This window comes from Flavobacterium sp. TN-1, from assembly GCF_052828645.1.
Map to the genome: position 1 here is coordinate 1,878,926 of NZ_CM128253.1, position 17,950 is coordinate 1,896,875.

Below are 17,950 nucleotides of genomic sequence, written 5' to 3' on the forward strand. Positions count from 1 at the left end.
TGGTACAACACTTGTAGAATAAATGTATAATTTTGAAGCAAAAATAAAACCCAATGTACAAATATAACATAACCCTAGTATTTCTCTTCTTATCCATGTTTACTATTACCGCCCAAGAAGTAAAAATTGATTCTACCGAAATCGAGAAAAAACTAGATATAAAAGATACAATAGCACAAGTATCCTATCAGTTAGAAGAAGTATTAGTAACCAATAGAGCCTACAATTTTAAAACAGAAGAAGAAAAAAAACGCTTCATGGTATTAAAACGTCGTGTTATGAGAACCTACCCTTACGCTAAAATAGCAGCCGATAGATTAGTAGCACTCAATAATGGAATGAAACTTTTAAAAACAGAACGAGACAAAAAAAAATATTTTAAACTAGTCGAAAAATTTTTAACAGAAGAATTTGAAGAACAACTAAAAAAATTAAGCAGAAAAGATGGACAGATTTTAGTAAAACTAATACATCGTCAAACAGGAATTACTACCTACGACCTAATCTCAGAGTTAAAAAGCGGATGGAAAGCTTTTTGGGCCAACAATACAGCAAGTTTATTTGATATAAACTTAAAGACCAAATACGAACCTGATTTAGTTGCAGAAGATTATTTAATAGAAAGTGTATTGTATCGTTCATTTATAGATGGTAGGTTAGTAGCACAAGAATCTAAATTAGGGCACAATTACAACGAACTTCAGAAAAATTGGCGTCAAAAAGTAAAAGAATATAAAGAAAGACATTCTGAACAACAAAAATAAATTATACCAACAAAGGCTATTTTCTTTTATCGAGAAAATAGCCTTTGTTAAATTACCCCTCTTCCTTTGAATAATAAAATTTTTAAAAATAAAAAAAAACTAAAATCTCAATTACAATATTTATGAGCGTGCCCCTTCGGGTCGGGCTGTCCGTTCTATCTTTTGCTGAAAGAACCATACCTATAAAAAAGAGCCATACAAATCAGCAAAAGGATGACACTTCCATCCCTCACGCATCCTTAGCCTCAAATAAAAAAAAAGAAACAAAAAATATCCTAGAAACAAACAAGAAAAAACAAAACAGCCAAATAGCTACAATTAAACCAAATACCAAACATATAATAACAAAGGAAAACAAACCGAGTTTTTTAGAACCAAACACGACCCAAAATAACAAATAAAAACCCCAAAACAAATAAAAAACAAAGTTAAATATTTGAAAAACAGCAACTAAAAAACAAAAAACAAAAAAAGCAAAAAAAGACTAGGAAAAAACAAAAAAAAGAACGTACCTTTGCAGCCGCAACAGCGAAGTTCTTTAACAAAACCTTAAGATAAATTTTAGAAGCTTACTTCAAAAAAAGTTTTCAAAAAAAATCTTGCGAATTTAAAAAGAAGTTTTACCTTTGCAGCCGCTAAGACAATAAGTCAAAAGCGAAAAACAAAAGAAACAAGTTCATAGACATATTGGATTGACAGCACGTTTTAATAGCAATATTAAAACAAAAAAAATAAGAGAGTAAGAAAACTAGCATTCTTTGTCAAAAATATTTAGCTCAAAAGCTATAAAAAACATACGATGAAGAGTTTGATCCTGGCTCAGGATGAACGCTAGCGGCAGGCTTAACACATGCAAGTCGAGGGGTAGAAGGAGCTTGCTCCTTTGAGACCGGCGCACGGGTGCGTAACGCGTATGCAATCTACCTTGTACAGGGGGATAGCCCAGAGAAATTTGGATTAATACCCCATAGTATTATTAAATGGCATCATTTAATTATTAAAGTTCCAACGGTACAAGATGAGCATGCGTCCCATTAGCTAGTTGGTGTGGTAACGGCACACCAAGGCGACGATGGGTAGGGGTCCTGAGAGGGAGATCCCCCACACTGGTACTGAGACACGGACCAGACTCCTACGGGAGGCAGCAGTGAGGAATATTGGTCAATGGACGCAAGTCTGAACCAGCCATGCCGCGTGCAGGATGACGGTCCTATGGATTGTAAACTGCTTTTGTACAGGAAGAAACACTCCCTTGCGAGGGAGCTTGACGGTACTGTAAGAATAAGGATCGGCTAACTCCGTGCCAGCAGCCGCGGTAATACGGAGGATCCAAGCGTTATCCGGAATCATTGGGTTTAAAGGGTCCGTAGGCGGTTTTATAAGTCAGTGGTGAAATCTGGTCGCTCAACGATCAAACGGCCATTGATACTGTAAGACTTGAATTACTTGGAAGTAACTAGAATATGTAGTGTAGCGGTGAAATGCTTAGAGATTACATGGAATACCAATTGCGAAGGCAGGTTACTACGAGTACATTGACGCTGATGGACGAAAGCGTGGGGAGCGAACAGGATTAGATACCCTGGTAGTCCACGCCGTAAACGATGGATACTAGCTGTTTGGAGCAATCTGAGTGGCTAAGCGAAAGTGATAAGTATCCCACCTGGGGAGTACGCTCGCAAGAGTGAAACTCAAAGGAATTGACGGGGGCCCGCACAAGCGGAGGAGCATGTGGTTTAATTCGATGATACGCGAGGAACCTTACCAAGGCTTAAATGGGAAACGACAGATTTGGAAACAGATCTTTCTTCGGACGTTTTTCAAGGTGCTGCATGGTTGTCGTCAGCTCGTGCCGTGAGGTGTCAGGTTAAGTCCTATAACGAGCGCAACCCCTGTTGCTAGTTGCCAGCGAGTCAAGTCGGGAACTCTAGCAAGACTGCCGGTGCAAACCGTGAGGAAGGTGGGGATGACGTCAAATCATCACGGCCCTTACGCCTTGGGCTACACACGTGCTACAATGGACGGTACAGAGAGCAGCCACTACGCAAGTAGGCGCGAATCTACAAAACCGTTCTCAGTTCGGATCGGAGTCTGCAACTCGACTCCGTGAAGCTGGATTCGCTAGTAATCGCAGATCAGCCATGCTGCGGTGAATACGTTCCCGGGCCTTGTACACACCGCCCGTCAAGCCATGGAAGCTGGGGGTACCTGAAGTCGGTGACCGCAAGGAGCTGCCTAGGGTAAAACTGGTAACTAGGGCTAAGTCGTAACAAGGTAGCCGTACCGGAAGGTGCGGCTGGAACACCTCCTTTCTAGAGACAAAAAAAAGAAAATAGACCCTTACTCTCGCTGTTAATTCAAAAAAAAAAAGACTTAAAATACAGAGTCTCGTAGCTCAGCTGGTTAGAGTACTACACTGATAATGTAGGGGTCGGCAGTTCGAGTCTGCCCGGGACTACAAGTAAATTTGAAAATTGATTAATTTGAAAATTTAAAAAAATTAAGTTTAAAAGGAAATTCTAGAAGCGAATTTTGAATTATAAATTTTAAATCATGAATTTGAAAAATAATTCAAAATATATAAATCAACATTCAAAATAGAAAAAGAATGGGGGATTAGCTCAGCTGGCTAGAGCGCCTGCCTTGCACGCAGGAGGTCATCGGTTCGACTCCGATATTCTCCACCAAATTGATTTGAAAATGAATTGATTTGAAAATTTGAAAATGAATAACATCTTCAAATTAACGAATCATCAAATCTTCAAATTGAATAAAGTTCATTGACATATTGAGATAAACATACAAACAAGTAGAAAGAACACTTTAGTAATTAGTACAGAGTGAATAGTAATTAGTCTTAGGGCTAGTCACTAATTACTAAGAACTAATCACTAAAAAAAAGAAAACAATAAGCAAAATAAGGGCGTATGGGGGATGCCTAGGCTCTCAGAGGCGAAGAAGGACGTGATAAGCTGCGAAAAGCTACGGGGATTGGCACACACGAATAGATCCGTAGATATCCCAATGGGGCAACCCAATGCATTGAAGATGCATTATCCAATAGGAGGCAAACCCGCTGAACTGAAACATCTAAGTAGGCGGAGGAGAAGAAAACAAAAGTGATTCCGTAAGTAGTGGCGAGCGAACGCGGAATAGCCCAAACCGTTGTTGTTACGGCAATAACGGGGTTGTAGGACCACAATATTTCTTATAAACAGAATTAGAATAACCTGGAAAGGTTAACCAAAGAAGGTGAAAGTCCCGTATAAGCAAAGAATATAAAGAATAGTGGTATCCTGAGTAGGGCGGGGCACGAGAAACCCTGTCTGAATCTGGCGGGACCATCCGCTAAGGCTAAATACTCCTGAGAGACCGATAGTGAACCAGTACCGTGAGGGAAAGGTGAAAAGAACCGTGAATAACGGAGTGAAAAAGAACCTGAAACCATACGCCTACAAGCGGTCGGAGCAGCATAAGCTGTGACGGCGTGCCTTTTGCATAATGAGCCTACGAGTTACCGTTACTGGCAAGGTTAAGTGATTAAGTCACGGATCCGTAGCGAAAGCGAGTCTGAATAGGGCGCTATAGTCAGTAGTGGTAGACGCGAAACCGTGTGATCTACCCATGGGCAGGATGAAGCTGTGGTAACACACAGTGGAGGTCCGAACCGGTTGACGTTGAAAAGTCTTCGGATGACCTGTGGGTAGGGGTGAAAGGCCAATCAAACTCGGAAATAGCTCGTACTCCCCGAAATGCATTTAGGTGCAGCGCTGTGGTTGAGTTATATAGAGGTAGAGCTACTGATTGGATGCGGGGGCTTCACCGCCTACCAATTCCTGACAAACTCCGAATGCTATATAATATACACAGCAGTGAGGGCTTGGGTGCTAAGGTCCAAGTCCGAGAGGGAAAGAACCCAGACCATCAGCTAAGGTCCCCAAATGTATGCTAAGTTGAACAAACGCGGTTTGATTGCATCGACAGCTAGGATGTTGGCTTGGAAGCAGCCATTCATTTAAAGAGTGCGTAACAGCTCACTAGTCGAGCGATCGAGCATGGATAATAATCGGGCATAAGCATACTACCGAAGCTATGGATTTGTACACTGTACAAGTGGTAGGGGAGCATTCTAACATCGCCGAAGGTGTCTTGTGAGAGATGCTGGAGAAGTTAGAAAAGAAAATGTAGGCATAAGTAACGATAAGGGGTGCGAGAAACACCCCCGCCGCAAAACTAAGGTTTCCGCAGCTATGCTAATCAGCTGCGGGTTAGTCGGGTCCTAAGGCGAATCCGAAAGGAACAGTCGATGGCCAACGGGTTAATATTCCCGTACTACTTATAATTGTGATGGAGCGACGCAGTGGTGAAAGTACCGCGAACTGACGGAATAGTTCGTTAAAGCACCTAACTATAGGCCCAGTAGGCAAATCCGCTGGGACTGGTGAAATGCGATAGTACTCGGAGTCTTCGGACAAAGGGATAGAGTACCTAAAGGCTGCCAAGAAAACCTTCTAAACATAGATTATAAGTACCCGTACCGTAAACCGACACAGGTAGTTGAGGAGAGTATCCTAAGGCGCTCGAGAGATTCATGGCTAAGGAATTAGGCAAAATAGACCTGTAACTTCGGGAGAAAGGTCGCCAGCGCAAGCTGGCCGCAGTGAAAAGGTCCAGGCGACTGTTTATCAAAAACACAGGGCTCTGCAAAATCGTAAGATGACGTATAGGGCCTGACACCTGCCCGGTGCTGGAAGGTTAAGAGGAGATGTTATGAGCAATCAGAAGCATTGAATTGAAGCCCCAGTAAACGGCGGCCGTAACTATAACGGTCCTAAGGTAGCGAAATTCCTTGTCGGGTAAGTTCCGACCTGCACGAATGGTGTAACGATCTGGACACTGTCTCAGCCATGAGCTCGGTGAAATTGTAGTATCGGTGAAGATGCCGATTACCCGCAGTGGGACGAAAAGACCCTGTGCACCTTTACTATAGCTTAGTATTGGTCTTGGATAAGTGATGTGTAGGATAGGTGGGAGACTATGAAATGGCGTCGCCAGGCGTTGTGGAGTCATTGTTGAAATACCACCCTTTGCTTATCTGAGATCTAACCCGCCCTTGGCGGGGACATTGCTTGGTGGGTAGTTTGACTGGGGTGGTCGCCTCCAAAAGAGTAACGGAGGCTTCTAAAGGTTCCCTCAGCACGCTTGGTAACCGTGCGTAGAGTGCAATGGCAAAAGGGAGCTTGACTGAGAGACATACAGGTCGATCAGGTACGAAAGTAGAGCATAGTGATCCGGTGGTTCCGCATGGAAGGGCCATCGCTCAAAGGATAAAAGGTACGCCGGGGATAACAGGCTGATCTCCCCCAAGAGCTCATATCGACGGGGGGGTTTGGCACCTCGATGTCGGCTCGTCACATCCTGGGGCTGGAGAAGGTCCCAAGGGTTGGGCTGTTCGCCCATTAAAGTGGCACGCGAGCTGGGTTCAGAACGTCGTGAGACAGTTCGGTCTCTATCTACTGTGGGCGTTAGAAATTTGAGTGGATCTGACTCTAGTACGAGAGGACCGAGTTGGACCAACCGCTGGTGTATCTGTTGTTCCGCCAGGAGCACCGCAGAGTAGCTACGTTGGGAAGGGATAAGCGCTGAAAGCATATAAGCGCGAAACCCACCACAAGATGAGATTTCTTTTAAGGGTCGTGGAAGATCACCACGTTGATAGGCTATAGATGTAAAGGCAGTAATGTCACAGTCAAGTAGTACTAATAACCCGTAAGCTTATTGGTGCCCCACCCAACCTCCCCAAAGGGGAGGAGCAAGGGTGGGGCGTAAAATTCTTTCCAAATTGAATATTTATCTCAATATGTTAAAATATTGGCAAGCAAAGCTTGCAGTGAAAAGTAATAAGTAACCAGTGACTAGATTTAAGCTAATCACTTCTCACTAATCACTCATCACTAAAAACCTTAAGGTGGTTATTGCGGCGGGGCTCACCTCTTCCCATTTCGAACAGAGAAGTTAAGCCCGCCTGCGTCGATGGTACTGCATACTGTGGGAGAGTAGATCGCCGCCTTTCTTTATTCTGAAAAAACAGAATTAAACATAAAAATCCCCTGCAAAACAGGGGATTTTTTATCCCAGCAAAGCAACTACGTTCCTATTATTAAAGAAAACCAAGAAAATAAAAAACTTTCAAAAAAAAGTAAAAAAACACTTGGAAATACTAAAAGAAACACTACCTTTGCAGCCGCTAAGACAATAAGTCAAAAGCGAAAAACAAAAGAAACAAGTTCATAGACATATTGGATTGACAGCACGTTTTAATAGCAATATTAAAACAAAAAAATAAGAGAGTAAGAAAACTAGCATTCTTTGTCAAAAATATTTAGCTCAAAAGCTATAAAAAACATACGATGAAGAGTTTGATCCTGGCTCAGGATGAACGCTAGCGGCAGGCTTAACACATGCAAGTCGAGGGGTAGAAGGAGCTTGCTCCTTTGAGACCGGCGCACGGGTGCGTAACGCGTATGCAATCTACCTTGTACAGGGGGATAGCCCAGAGAAATTTGGATTAATACCCCATAGTATTATTAAATGGCATCATTTAATTATTAAAGTTCCAACGGTACAAGATGAGCATGCGTCCCATTAGCTAGTTGGTGTGGTAACGGCACACCAAGGCGACGATGGGTAGGGGTCCTGAGAGGGAGATCCCCCACACTGGTACTGAGACACGGACCAGACTCCTACGGGAGGCAGCAGTGAGGAATATTGGTCAATGGACGCAAGTCTGAACCAGCCATGCCGCGTGCAGGATGACGGTCCTATGGATTGTAAACTGCTTTTGTACAGGAAGAAACACTCCCTTGCGAGGGAGCTTGACGGTACTGTAAGAATAAGGATCGGCTAACTCCGTGCCAGCAGCCGCGGTAATACGGAGGATCCAAGCGTTATCCGGAATCATTGGGTTTAAAGGGTCCGTAGGCGGTTTTATAAGTCAGTGGTGAAATCTGGTCGCTCAACGATCAAACGGCCATTGATACTGTAAGACTTGAATTACTTGGAAGTAACTAGAATATGTAGTGTAGCGGTGAAATGCTTAGAGATTACATGGAATACCAATTGCGAAGGCAGGTTACTACGAGTACATTGACGCTGATGGACGAAAGCGTGGGGAGCGAACAGGATTAGATACCCTGGTAGTCCACGCCGTAAACGATGGATACTAGCTGTTTGGAGCAATCTGAGTGGCTAAGCGAAAGTGATAAGTATCCCACCTGGGGAGTACGCTCGCAAGAGTGAAACTCAAAGGAATTGACGGGGGCCCGCACAAGCGGAGGAGCATGTGGTTTAATTCGATGATACGCGAGGAACCTTACCAAGGCTTAAATGGGAAACGACAGATTTGGAAACAGATCTTTCTTCGGACGTTTTTCAAGGTGCTGCATGGTTGTCGTCAGCTCGTGCCGTGAGGTGTCAGGTTAAGTCCTATAACGAGCGCAACCCCTGTTGCTAGTTGCCAGCGAGTCAAGTCGGGAACTCTAGCAAGACTGCCGGTGCAAACCGTGAGGAAGGTGGGGATGACGTCAAATCATCACGGCCCTTACGCCTTGGGCTACACACGTGCTACAATGGACGGTACAGAGAGCAGCCACTACGCAAGTAGGCGCGAATCTACAAAACCGTTCTCAGTTCGGATCGGAGTCTGCAACTCGACTCCGTGAAGCTGGATTCGCTAGTAATCGCAGATCAGCCATGCTGCGGTGAATACGTTCCCGGGCCTTGTACACACCGCCCGTCAAGCCATGGAAGCTGGGGGTACCTGAAGTCGGTGACCGCAAGGAGCTGCCTAGGGTAAAACTGGTAACTAGGGCTAAGTCGTAACAAGGTAGCCGTACCGGAAGGTGCGGCTGGAACACCTCCTTTCTAGAGACAAAAAAAAGAAAATAGACCCTTACTCTCGCTGTTAATTCAAAAAAAAAAAGACTTAAAATACAGAGTCTCGTAGCTCAGCTGGTTAGAGTACTACACTGATAATGTAGGGGTCGGCAGTTCGAGTCTGCCCGGGACTACAAGTAAATTTGAAAATTGATTAATTTGAAAATTTAAAAAAATTAAGTTTAAAAGGAAATTCTAGAAGCGAATTTTGAATTATAAATTTTAAATCATGAATTTGAAAAATAATTCAAAATATATAAATCAACATTCAAAATAGAAAAAGAATGGGGGATTAGCTCAGCTGGCTAGAGCGCCTGCCTTGCACGCAGGAGGTCATCGGTTCGACTCCGATATTCTCCACCAAATTGATTTGAAAATGAATTGATTTGAAAATTTGAAAATGAATAACATCTTCAAATTAACGAATCATCAAATCTTCAAATTGAATAAAGTTCATTGACATATTGAGATAAACATACAAACAAGTAGAAAGAACACTTTAGTAATTAGTACAGAGTGAATAGTAATTAGTCTTAGGGCTAGTCACTAATTACTAAGAACTAATCACTAAAAAAAAGAAAACAATAAGCAAAATAAGGGCGTATGGGGGATGCCTAGGCTCTCAGAGGCGAAGAAGGACGTGATAAGCTGCGAAAAGCTACGGGGATTGGCACACACGAATAGATCCGTAGATATCCCAATGGGGCAACCCAATGCATTGAAGATGCATTATCCAATAGGAGGCAAACCCGCTGAACTGAAACATCTAAGTAGGCGGAGGAGAAGAAAACAAAAGTGATTCCGTAAGTAGTGGCGAGCGAACGCGGAATAGCCCAAACCGTTGTTGTTACGGCAATAACGGGGTTGTAGGACCACAATATTTCTTATAAACAGAATTAGAATAACCTGGAAAGGTTAACCAAAGAAGGTGAAAGTCCCGTATAAGCAAAGAATATAAAGAATAGTGGTATCCTGAGTAGGGCGGGGCACGAGAAACCCTGTCTGAATCTGGCGGGACCATCCGCTAAGGCTAAATACTCCTGAGAGACCGATAGTGAACCAGTACCGTGAGGGAAAGGTGAAAAGAACCGTGAATAACGGAGTGAAAAAGAACCTGAAACCATACGCCTACAAGCGGTCGGAGCAGCATAAGCTGTGACGGCGTGCCTTTTGCATAATGAGCCTACGAGTTACCGTTACTGGCAAGGTTAAGTGATTAAGTCACGGATCCGTAGCGAAAGCGAGTCTGAATAGGGCGCTATAGTCAGTAGTGGTAGACGCGAAACCGTGTGATCTACCCATGGGCAGGATGAAGCTGTGGTAACACACAGTGGAGGTCCGAACCGGTTGACGTTGAAAAGTCTTCGGATGACCTGTGGGTAGGGGTGAAAGGCCAATCAAACTCGGAAATAGCTCGTACTCCCCGAAATGCATTTAGGTGCAGCGCTGTGGTTGAGTTATATAGAGGTAGAGCTACTGATTGGATGCGGGGGCTTCACCGCCTACCAATTCCTGACAAACTCCGAATGCTATATAATATACACAGCAGTGAGGGCTTGGGTGCTAAGGTCCAAGTCCGAGAGGGAAAGAACCCAGACCATCAGCTAAGGTCCCCAAATGTATGCTAAGTTGAACAAACGCGGTTTGATTGCATCGACAGCTAGGATGTTGGCTTGGAAGCAGCCATTCATTTAAAGAGTGCGTAACAGCTCACTAGTCGAGCGATCGAGCATGGATAATAATCGGGCATAAGCATACTACCGAAGCTATGGATTTGTACACTGTACAAGTGGTAGGGGAGCATTCTAACATCGCCGAAGGTGTCTTGTGAGAGATGCTGGAGAAGTTAGAAAAGAAAATGTAGGCATAAGTAACGATAAGGGGTGCGAGAAACACCCCCGCCGCAAAACTAAGGTTTCCGCAGCTATGCTAATCAGCTGCGGGTTAGTCGGGTCCTAAGGCGAATCCGAAAGGAACAGTCGATGGCCAACGGGTTAATATTCCCGTACTACTTATAATTGTGATGGAGCGACGCAGTGGTGAAAGTACCGCGAACTGACGGAATAGTTCGTTAAAGCACCTAACTATAGGCCCAGTAGGCAAATCCGCTGGGACTGGTGAAATGCGATAGTACTCGGAGTCTTCGGACAAAGGGATAGAGTACCTAAAGGCTGCCAAGAAAACCTTCTAAACATAGATTATAAGTACCCGTACCGTAAACCGACACAGGTAGTTGAGGAGAGTATCCTAAGGCGCTCGAGAGATTCATGGCTAAGGAATTAGGCAAAATAGACCTGTAACTTCGGGAGAAAGGTCGCCAGCGCAAGCTGGCCGCAGTGAAAAGGTCCAGGCGACTGTTTATCAAAAACACAGGGCTCTGCAAAATCGTAAGATGACGTATAGGGCCTGACACCTGCCCGGTGCTGGAAGGTTAAGAGGAGATGTTATGAGCAATCAGAAGCATTGAATTGAAGCCCCAGTAAACGGCGGCCGTAACTATAACGGTCCTAAGGTAGCGAAATTCCTTGTCGGGTAAGTTCCGACCTGCACGAATGGTGTAACGATCTGGACACTGTCTCAGCCATGAGCTCGGTGAAATTGTAGTATCGGTGAAGATGCCGATTACCCGCAGTGGGACGAAAAGACCCTGTGCACCTTTACTATAGCTTAGTATTGGTCTTGGATAAGTGATGTGTAGGATAGGTGGGAGACTATGAAATGGCGTCGCCAGGCGTTGTGGAGTCATTGTTGAAATACCACCCTTTGCTTATCTGAGATCTAACCCGCCCTTGGCGGGGACATTGCTTGGTGGGTAGTTTGACTGGGGTGGTCGCCTCCAAAAGAGTAACGGAGGCTTCTAAAGGTTCCCTCAGCACGCTTGGTAACCGTGCGTAGAGTGCAATGGCAAAAGGGAGCTTGACTGAGAGACATACAGGTCGATCAGGTACGAAAGTAGAGCATAGTGATCCGGTGGTTCCGCATGGAAGGGCCATCGCTCAAAGGATAAAAGGTACGCCGGGGATAACAGGCTGATCTCCCCCAAGAGCTCATATCGACGGGGGGGTTTGGCACCTCGATGTCGGCTCGTCACATCCTGGGGCTGGAGAAGGTCCCAAGGGTTGGGCTGTTCGCCCATTAAAGTGGCACGCGAGCTGGGTTCAGAACGTCGTGAGACAGTTCGGTCTCTATCTACTGTGGGCGTTAGAAATTTGAGTGGATCTGACTCTAGTACGAGAGGACCGAGTTGGACCAACCGCTGGTGTATCTGTTGTTCCGCCAGGAGCACCGCAGAGTAGCTACGTTGGGAAGGGATAAGCGCTGAAAGCATATAAGCGCGAAACCCACCACAAGATGAGATTTCTTTTAAGGGTCGTGGAAGATCACCACGTTGATAGGCTATAGATGTAAAGGCAGTAATGTCACAGTCAAGTAGTACTAATAACCCGTAAGCTTATTGGTGCCCCACCCAACCTCCCCAAAGGGGAGGAGCAAGGGTGGGGCGTAAAATTCTTTCCAAATTGAATATTTATCTCAATATGTTAAAATATTGGCAAGCAAAGCTTGCAGTGAAAAGTAATAAGTAACCAGTGACTAGATTTAAGCTAATCACTTCTCACTAATCACTCATCACTAAAAACCTTAAGGTGGTTATTGCGGCGGGGCTCACCTCTTCCCATTTCGAACAGAGAAGTTAAGCCCGCCTGCGTCGATGGTACTGCATACTGTGGGAGAGTAGATCGCCGCCTTTCTTTATTCTGAAAAAACAGAATTAAACATAAAAATCCCCTGCAAAACAGGGGATTTTTTATCCCAGCAAAGCAACTACGTTCCTATTATTAAAGAAAACCAAGAAAATAAAAAACTTTCAAAAAAAAGTAAAAAAACACTTGGAAATACTAAAAGAAACACTACCTTTGCAGCCGCTAAGACAATAAGTCAAAAGCGAAAAACAAAAGAAACAAGTTCATAGACATATTGGATTGACAGCACGTTTTAATAGCAATATTAAAACAAAAAAATAAGAGAGTAAGAAAACTAGCATTCTTTGTCAAAAATATTTAGCTCAAAAGCTATAAAAAACATACGATGAAGAGTTTGATCCTGGCTCAGGATGAACGCTAGCGGCAGGCTTAACACATGCAAGTCGAGGGGTAGAAGGAGCTTGCTCCTTTGAGACCGGCGCACGGGTGCGTAACGCGTATGCAATCTACCTTGTACAGGGGGATAGCCCAGAGAAATTTGGATTAATACCCCATAGTATTATTAAATGGCATCATTTAATTATTAAAGTTCCAACGGTACAAGATGAGCATGCGTCCCATTAGCTAGTTGGTGTGGTAACGGCACACCAAGGCGACGATGGGTAGGGGTCCTGAGAGGGAGATCCCCCACACTGGTACTGAGACACGGACCAGACTCCTACGGGAGGCAGCAGTGAGGAATATTGGTCAATGGACGCAAGTCTGAACCAGCCATGCCGCGTGCAGGATGACGGTCCTATGGATTGTAAACTGCTTTTGTACAGGAAGAAACACTCCCTTGCGAGGGAGCTTGACGGTACTGTAAGAATAAGGATCGGCTAACTCCGTGCCAGCAGCCGCGGTAATACGGAGGATCCAAGCGTTATCCGGAATCATTGGGTTTAAAGGGTCCGTAGGCGGTTTTATAAGTCAGTGGTGAAATCTGGTCGCTCAACGATCAAACGGCCATTGATACTGTAAGACTTGAATTACTTGGAAGTAACTAGAATATGTAGTGTAGCGGTGAAATGCTTAGAGATTACATGGAATACCAATTGCGAAGGCAGGTTACTACGAGTACATTGACGCTGATGGACGAAAGCGTGGGGAGCGAACAGGATTAGATACCCTGGTAGTCCACGCCGTAAACGATGGATACTAGCTGTTTGGAGCAATCTGAGTGGCTAAGCGAAAGTGATAAGTATCCCACCTGGGGAGTACGCTCGCAAGAGTGAAACTCAAAGGAATTGACGGGGGCCCGCACAAGCGGAGGAGCATGTGGTTTAATTCGATGATACGCGAGGAACCTTACCAAGGCTTAAATGGGAAACGACAGATTTGGAAACAGATCTTTCTTCGGACGTTTTTCAAGGTGCTGCATGGTTGTCGTCAGCTCGTGCCGTGAGGTGTCAGGTTAAGTCCTATAACGAGCGCAACCCCTGTTGCTAGTTGCCAGCGAGTCAAGTCGGGAACTCTAGCAAGACTGCCGGTGCAAACCGTGAGGAAGGTGGGGATGACGTCAAATCATCACGGCCCTTACGCCTTGGGCTACACACGTGCTACAATGGACGGTACAGAGAGCAGCCACTACGCAAGTAGGCGCGAATCTACAAAACCGTTCTCAGTTCGGATCGGAGTCTGCAACTCGACTCCGTGAAGCTGGATTCGCTAGTAATCGCAGATCAGCCATGCTGCGGTGAATACGTTCCCGGGCCTTGTACACACCGCCCGTCAAGCCATGGAAGCTGGGGGTACCTGAAGTCGGTGACCGCAAGGAGCTGCCTAGGGTAAAACTGGTAACTAGGGCTAAGTCGTAACAAGGTAGCCGTACCGGAAGGTGCGGCTGGAACACCTCCTTTCTAGAGACAAAAAAAAGAAAATAGACCCTTACTCTCGCTGTTAATTCAAAAAAAAAAAGACTTAAAATACAGAGTCTCGTAGCTCAGCTGGTTAGAGTACTACACTGATAATGTAGGGGTCGGCAGTTCGAGTCTGCCCGGGACTACAAGTAAATTTGAAAATTGATTAATTTGAAAATTTAAAAAAATTAAGTTTAAAAGGAAATTCTAGAAGCGAATTTTGAATTATAAATTTTAAATCATGAATTTGAAAAATAATTCAAAATATATAAATCAACATTCAAAATAGAAAAAGAATGGGGGATTAGCTCAGCTGGCTAGAGCGCCTGCCTTGCACGCAGGAGGTCATCGGTTCGACTCCGATATTCTCCACCAAATTGATTTGAAAATGAATTGATTTGAAAATTTGAAAATGAATAACATCTTCAAATTAACGAATCATCAAATCTTCAAATTGAATAAAGTTCATTGACATATTGAGATAAACATACAAACAAGTAGAAAGAACACTTTAGTAATTAGTACAGAGTGAATAGTAATTAGTCTTAGGGCTAGTCACTAATTACTAAGAACTAATCACTAAAAAAAAGAAAACAATAAGCAAAATAAGGGCGTATGGGGGATGCCTAGGCTCTCAGAGGCGAAGAAGGACGTGATAAGCTGCGAAAAGCTACGGGGATTGGCACACACGAATAGATCCGTAGATATCCCAATGGGGCAACCCAATGCATTGAAGATGCATTATCCAATAGGAGGCAAACCCGCTGAACTGAAACATCTAAGTAGGCGGAGGAGAAGAAAACAAAAGTGATTCCGTAAGTAGTGGCGAGCGAACGCGGAATAGCCCAAACCGTTGTTGTTACGGCAATAACGGGGTTGTAGGACCACAATATTTCTTATAAACAGAATTAGAATAACCTGGAAAGGTTAACCAAAGAAGGTGAAAGTCCCGTATAAGCAAAGAATATAAAGAATAGTGGTATCCTGAGTAGGGCGGGGCACGAGAAACCCTGTCTGAATCTGGCGGGACCATCCGCTAAGGCTAAATACTCCTGAGAGACCGATAGTGAACCAGTACCGTGAGGGAAAGGTGAAAAGAACCGTGAATAACGGAGTGAAAAAGAACCTGAAACCATACGCCTACAAGCGGTCGGAGCAGCATAAGCTGTGACGGCGTGCCTTTTGCATAATGAGCCTACGAGTTACCGTTACTGGCAAGGTTAAGTGATTAAGTCACGGATCCGTAGCGAAAGCGAGTCTGAATAGGGCGCTATAGTCAGTAGTGGTAGACGCGAAACCGTGTGATCTACCCATGGGCAGGATGAAGCTGTGGTAACACACAGTGGAGGTCCGAACCGGTTGACGTTGAAAAGTCTTCGGATGACCTGTGGGTAGGGGTGAAAGGCCAATCAAACTCGGAAATAGCTCGTACTCCCCGAAATGCATTTAGGTGCAGCGCTGTGGTTGAGTTATATAGAGGTAGAGCTACTGATTGGATGCGGGGGCTTCACCGCCTACCAATTCCTGACAAACTCCGAATGCTATATAATATACACAGCAGTGAGGGCTTGGGTGCTAAGGTCCAAGTCCGAGAGGGAAAGAACCCAGACCATCAGCTAAGGTCCCCAAATGTATGCTAAGTTGAACAAACGCGGTTTGATTGCATCGACAGCTAGGATGTTGGCTTGGAAGCAGCCATTCATTTAAAGAGTGCGTAACAGCTCACTAGTCGAGCGATCGAGCATGGATAATAATCGGGCATAAGCATACTACCGAAGCTATGGATTTGTACACTGTACAAGTGGTAGGGGAGCATTCTAACATCGCCGAAGGTGTCTTGTGAGAGATGCTGGAGAAGTTAGAAAAGAAAATGTAGGCATAAGTAACGATAAGGGGTGCGAGAAACACCCCCGCCGCAAAACTAAGGTTTCCGCAGCTATGCTAATCAGCTGCGGGTTAGTCGGGTCCTAAGGCGAATCCGAAAGGAACAGTCGATGGCCAACGGGTTAATATTCCCGTACTACTTATAATTGTGATGGAGCGACGCAGTGGTGAAAGTACCGCGAACTGACGGAATAGTTCGTTAAAGCACCTAACTATAGGCCCAGTAGGCAAATCCGCTGGGACTGGTGAAATGCGATAGTACTCGGAGTCTTCGGACAAAGGGATAGAGTACCTAAAGGCTGCCAAGAAAACCTTCTAAACATAGATTATAAGTACCCGTACCGTAAACCGACACAGGTAGTTGAGGAGAGTATCCTAAGGCGCTCGAGAGATTCATGGCTAAGGAATTAGGCAAAATAGACCTGTAACTTCGGGAGAAAGGTCGCCAGCGCAAGCTGGCCGCAGTGAAAAGGTCCAGGCGACTGTTTATCAAAAACACAGGGCTCTGCAAAATCGTAAGATGACGTATAGGGCCTGACACCTGCCCGGTGCTGGAAGGTTAAGAGGAGATGTTATGAGCAATCAGAAGCATTGAATTGAAGCCCCAGTAAACGGCGGCCGTAACTATAACGGTCCTAAGGTAGCGAAATTCCTTGTCGGGTAAGTTCCGACCTGCACGAATGGTGTAACGATCTGGACACTGTCTCAGCCATGAGCTCGGTGAAATTGTAGTATCGGTGAAGATGCCGATTACCCGCAGTGGGACGAAAAGACCCTGTGCACCTTTACTATAGCTTAGTATTGGTCTTGGATAAGTGATGTGTAGGATAGGTGGGAGACTATGAAATGGCGTCGCCAGGCGTTGTGGAGTCATTGTTGAAATACCACCCTTTGCTTATCTGAGATCTAACCCGCCCTTGGCGGGGACATTGCTTGGTGGGTAGTTTGACTGGGGTGGTCGCCTCCAAAAGAGTAACGGAGGCTTCTAAAGGTTCCCTCAGCACGCTTGGTAACCGTGCGTAGAGTGCAATGGCAAAAGGGAGCTTGACTGAGAGACATACAGGTCGATCAGGTACGAAAGTAGAGCATAGTGATCCGGTGGTTCCGCATGGAAGGGCCATCGCTCAAAGGATAAAAGGTACGCCGGGGATAACAGGCTGATCTCCCCCAAGAGCTCATATCGACGGGGGGGTTTGGCACCTCGATGTCGGCTCGTCACATCCTGGGGCTGGAGAAGGTCCCAAGGGTTGGGCTGTTCGCCCATTAAAGTGGCACGCGAGCTGGGTTCAGAACGTCGTGAGACAGTTCGGTCTCTATCTACTGTGGGCGTTAGAAATTTGAGTGGATCTGACTCTAGTACGAGAGGACCGAGTTGGACCAACCGCTGGTGTATCTGTTGTTCCGCCAGGAGCACCGCAGAGTAGCTACGTTGGGAAGGGATAAGCGCTGAAAGCATATAAGCGCGAAACCCACCACAAGATGAGATTTCTTTTAAGGGTCGTGGAAGATCACCACGTTGATAGGCTATAGATGTAAAGGCAGTAATGTCACAGTCAAGTAGTACTAATAACCCGTAAGCTTATTGGTGCCCCACCCAACCTCCCCAAAGGGGAGGAGCAAGGGTGGGGCGTAAAATTCTTTCCAAATTGAATATTTATCTCAATATGTTAAAATATTGGCAAGCAAAGCTTGCAGTGAAAAGTAATAAGTAACCAGTGACTAGATTTAAGCTAATCACTTCTCACTAATCACTCATCACTAAAAACCT

The 17,950-nt window shown here is 45.0% G+C and carries 2 protein-coding genes, 6 tRNA genes and 8 rRNA genes; all 16 read left to right on the forward strand.

Translation table 11 applies throughout. From position 1 onward, the window contains the following. Positions 1–53 precede the first annotated feature (53 nt). On the forward strand, positions 54–764 hold the full coding sequence (locus ACUXZJ_RS08180) for a DUF4294 domain-containing protein (protein ID WP_060383034.1): 711 nt from the start codon (positions 54–56) through the stop codon (positions 762–764). 122 nt (positions 765–886) lie between these two features. Further along, complete coding sequence (locus tag ACUXZJ_RS08185) at positions 887–1,165, forward strand: hypothetical protein (RefSeq protein ID WP_060383033.1); 279 nt, start codon at positions 887–889, stop codon at positions 1,163–1,165. A 395-nt stretch (positions 1,166–1,560) separates the two neighbouring features. Further along, positions 1,561–3,076 (forward strand): 16S ribosomal RNA (locus ACUXZJ_RS08190). A 72-nt stretch (positions 3,077–3,148) separates the two neighbouring features. Further along, positions 3,149–3,222, forward strand: a tRNA-Ile gene (locus tag ACUXZJ_RS08195). Between the two features lie 152 nt (positions 3,223–3,374). Further along, positions 3,375–3,451 (forward strand) — tRNA-Ala (locus tag ACUXZJ_RS08200). 219 nt (positions 3,452–3,670) lie between these two features. After that, positions 3,671–6,547, forward strand: a 23S ribosomal RNA gene (locus ACUXZJ_RS08205). Between the two features lie 181 nt (positions 6,548–6,728). Further along, positions 6,729–6,837 (forward strand): 5S ribosomal RNA (gene rrf, locus ACUXZJ_RS08210). Between the two features lie 334 nt (positions 6,838–7,171). Continuing rightward, positions 7,172–8,687: ribosomal RNA gene (locus tag ACUXZJ_RS08215) — 16S ribosomal RNA — on the forward strand. Positions 8,688–8,759: 72 nt separating this feature from the next. Then, a tRNA-Ile gene (locus ACUXZJ_RS08220) sits at positions 8,760–8,833 on the forward strand. Between the two features lie 152 nt (positions 8,834–8,985). Further along, positions 8,986–9,062 (forward strand) — tRNA-Ala (locus ACUXZJ_RS08225). A gap of 219 nt (positions 9,063–9,281) precedes the next feature. Continuing rightward, positions 9,282–12,158: ribosomal RNA gene (locus ACUXZJ_RS08230) — 23S ribosomal RNA — on the forward strand. Between the two features lie 181 nt (positions 12,159–12,339). Then, a 5S ribosomal RNA gene (gene rrf, locus ACUXZJ_RS08235) occupies positions 12,340–12,448 on the forward strand. A gap of 334 nt (positions 12,449–12,782) precedes the next feature. Continuing rightward, a 16S ribosomal RNA gene (locus tag ACUXZJ_RS08240) occupies positions 12,783–14,298 on the forward strand. Between the two features lie 72 nt (positions 14,299–14,370). Further along, a tRNA-Ile gene (locus tag ACUXZJ_RS08245) sits at positions 14,371–14,444 on the forward strand. Between the two features lie 152 nt (positions 14,445–14,596). Next, positions 14,597–14,673 (forward strand) — tRNA-Ala (locus ACUXZJ_RS08250). Positions 14,674–14,892: 219 nt separating this feature from the next. Beyond that, positions 14,893–17,769, forward strand: a 23S ribosomal RNA gene (locus tag ACUXZJ_RS08255). The 16S, 23S and 5S rRNA genes sit together here with 6 tRNA genes alongside, the layout of an rRNA operon. Positions 17,770–17,950 lie beyond the last annotated feature (181 nt).

Coding starts and splice junctions, on each gene's coding strand:
- ACUXZJ_RS08180 (WP_060383034.1), top strand. CDS start 54: ATGTACAAATATAACATAACCCTAGTATTTCTCTTCTTATCCATGTTT.
- ACUXZJ_RS08185 (WP_060383033.1), top strand. CDS start 887: ATGAGCGTGCCCCTTCGGGTCGGGCTGTCCGTTCTATCTTTTGCTGAA.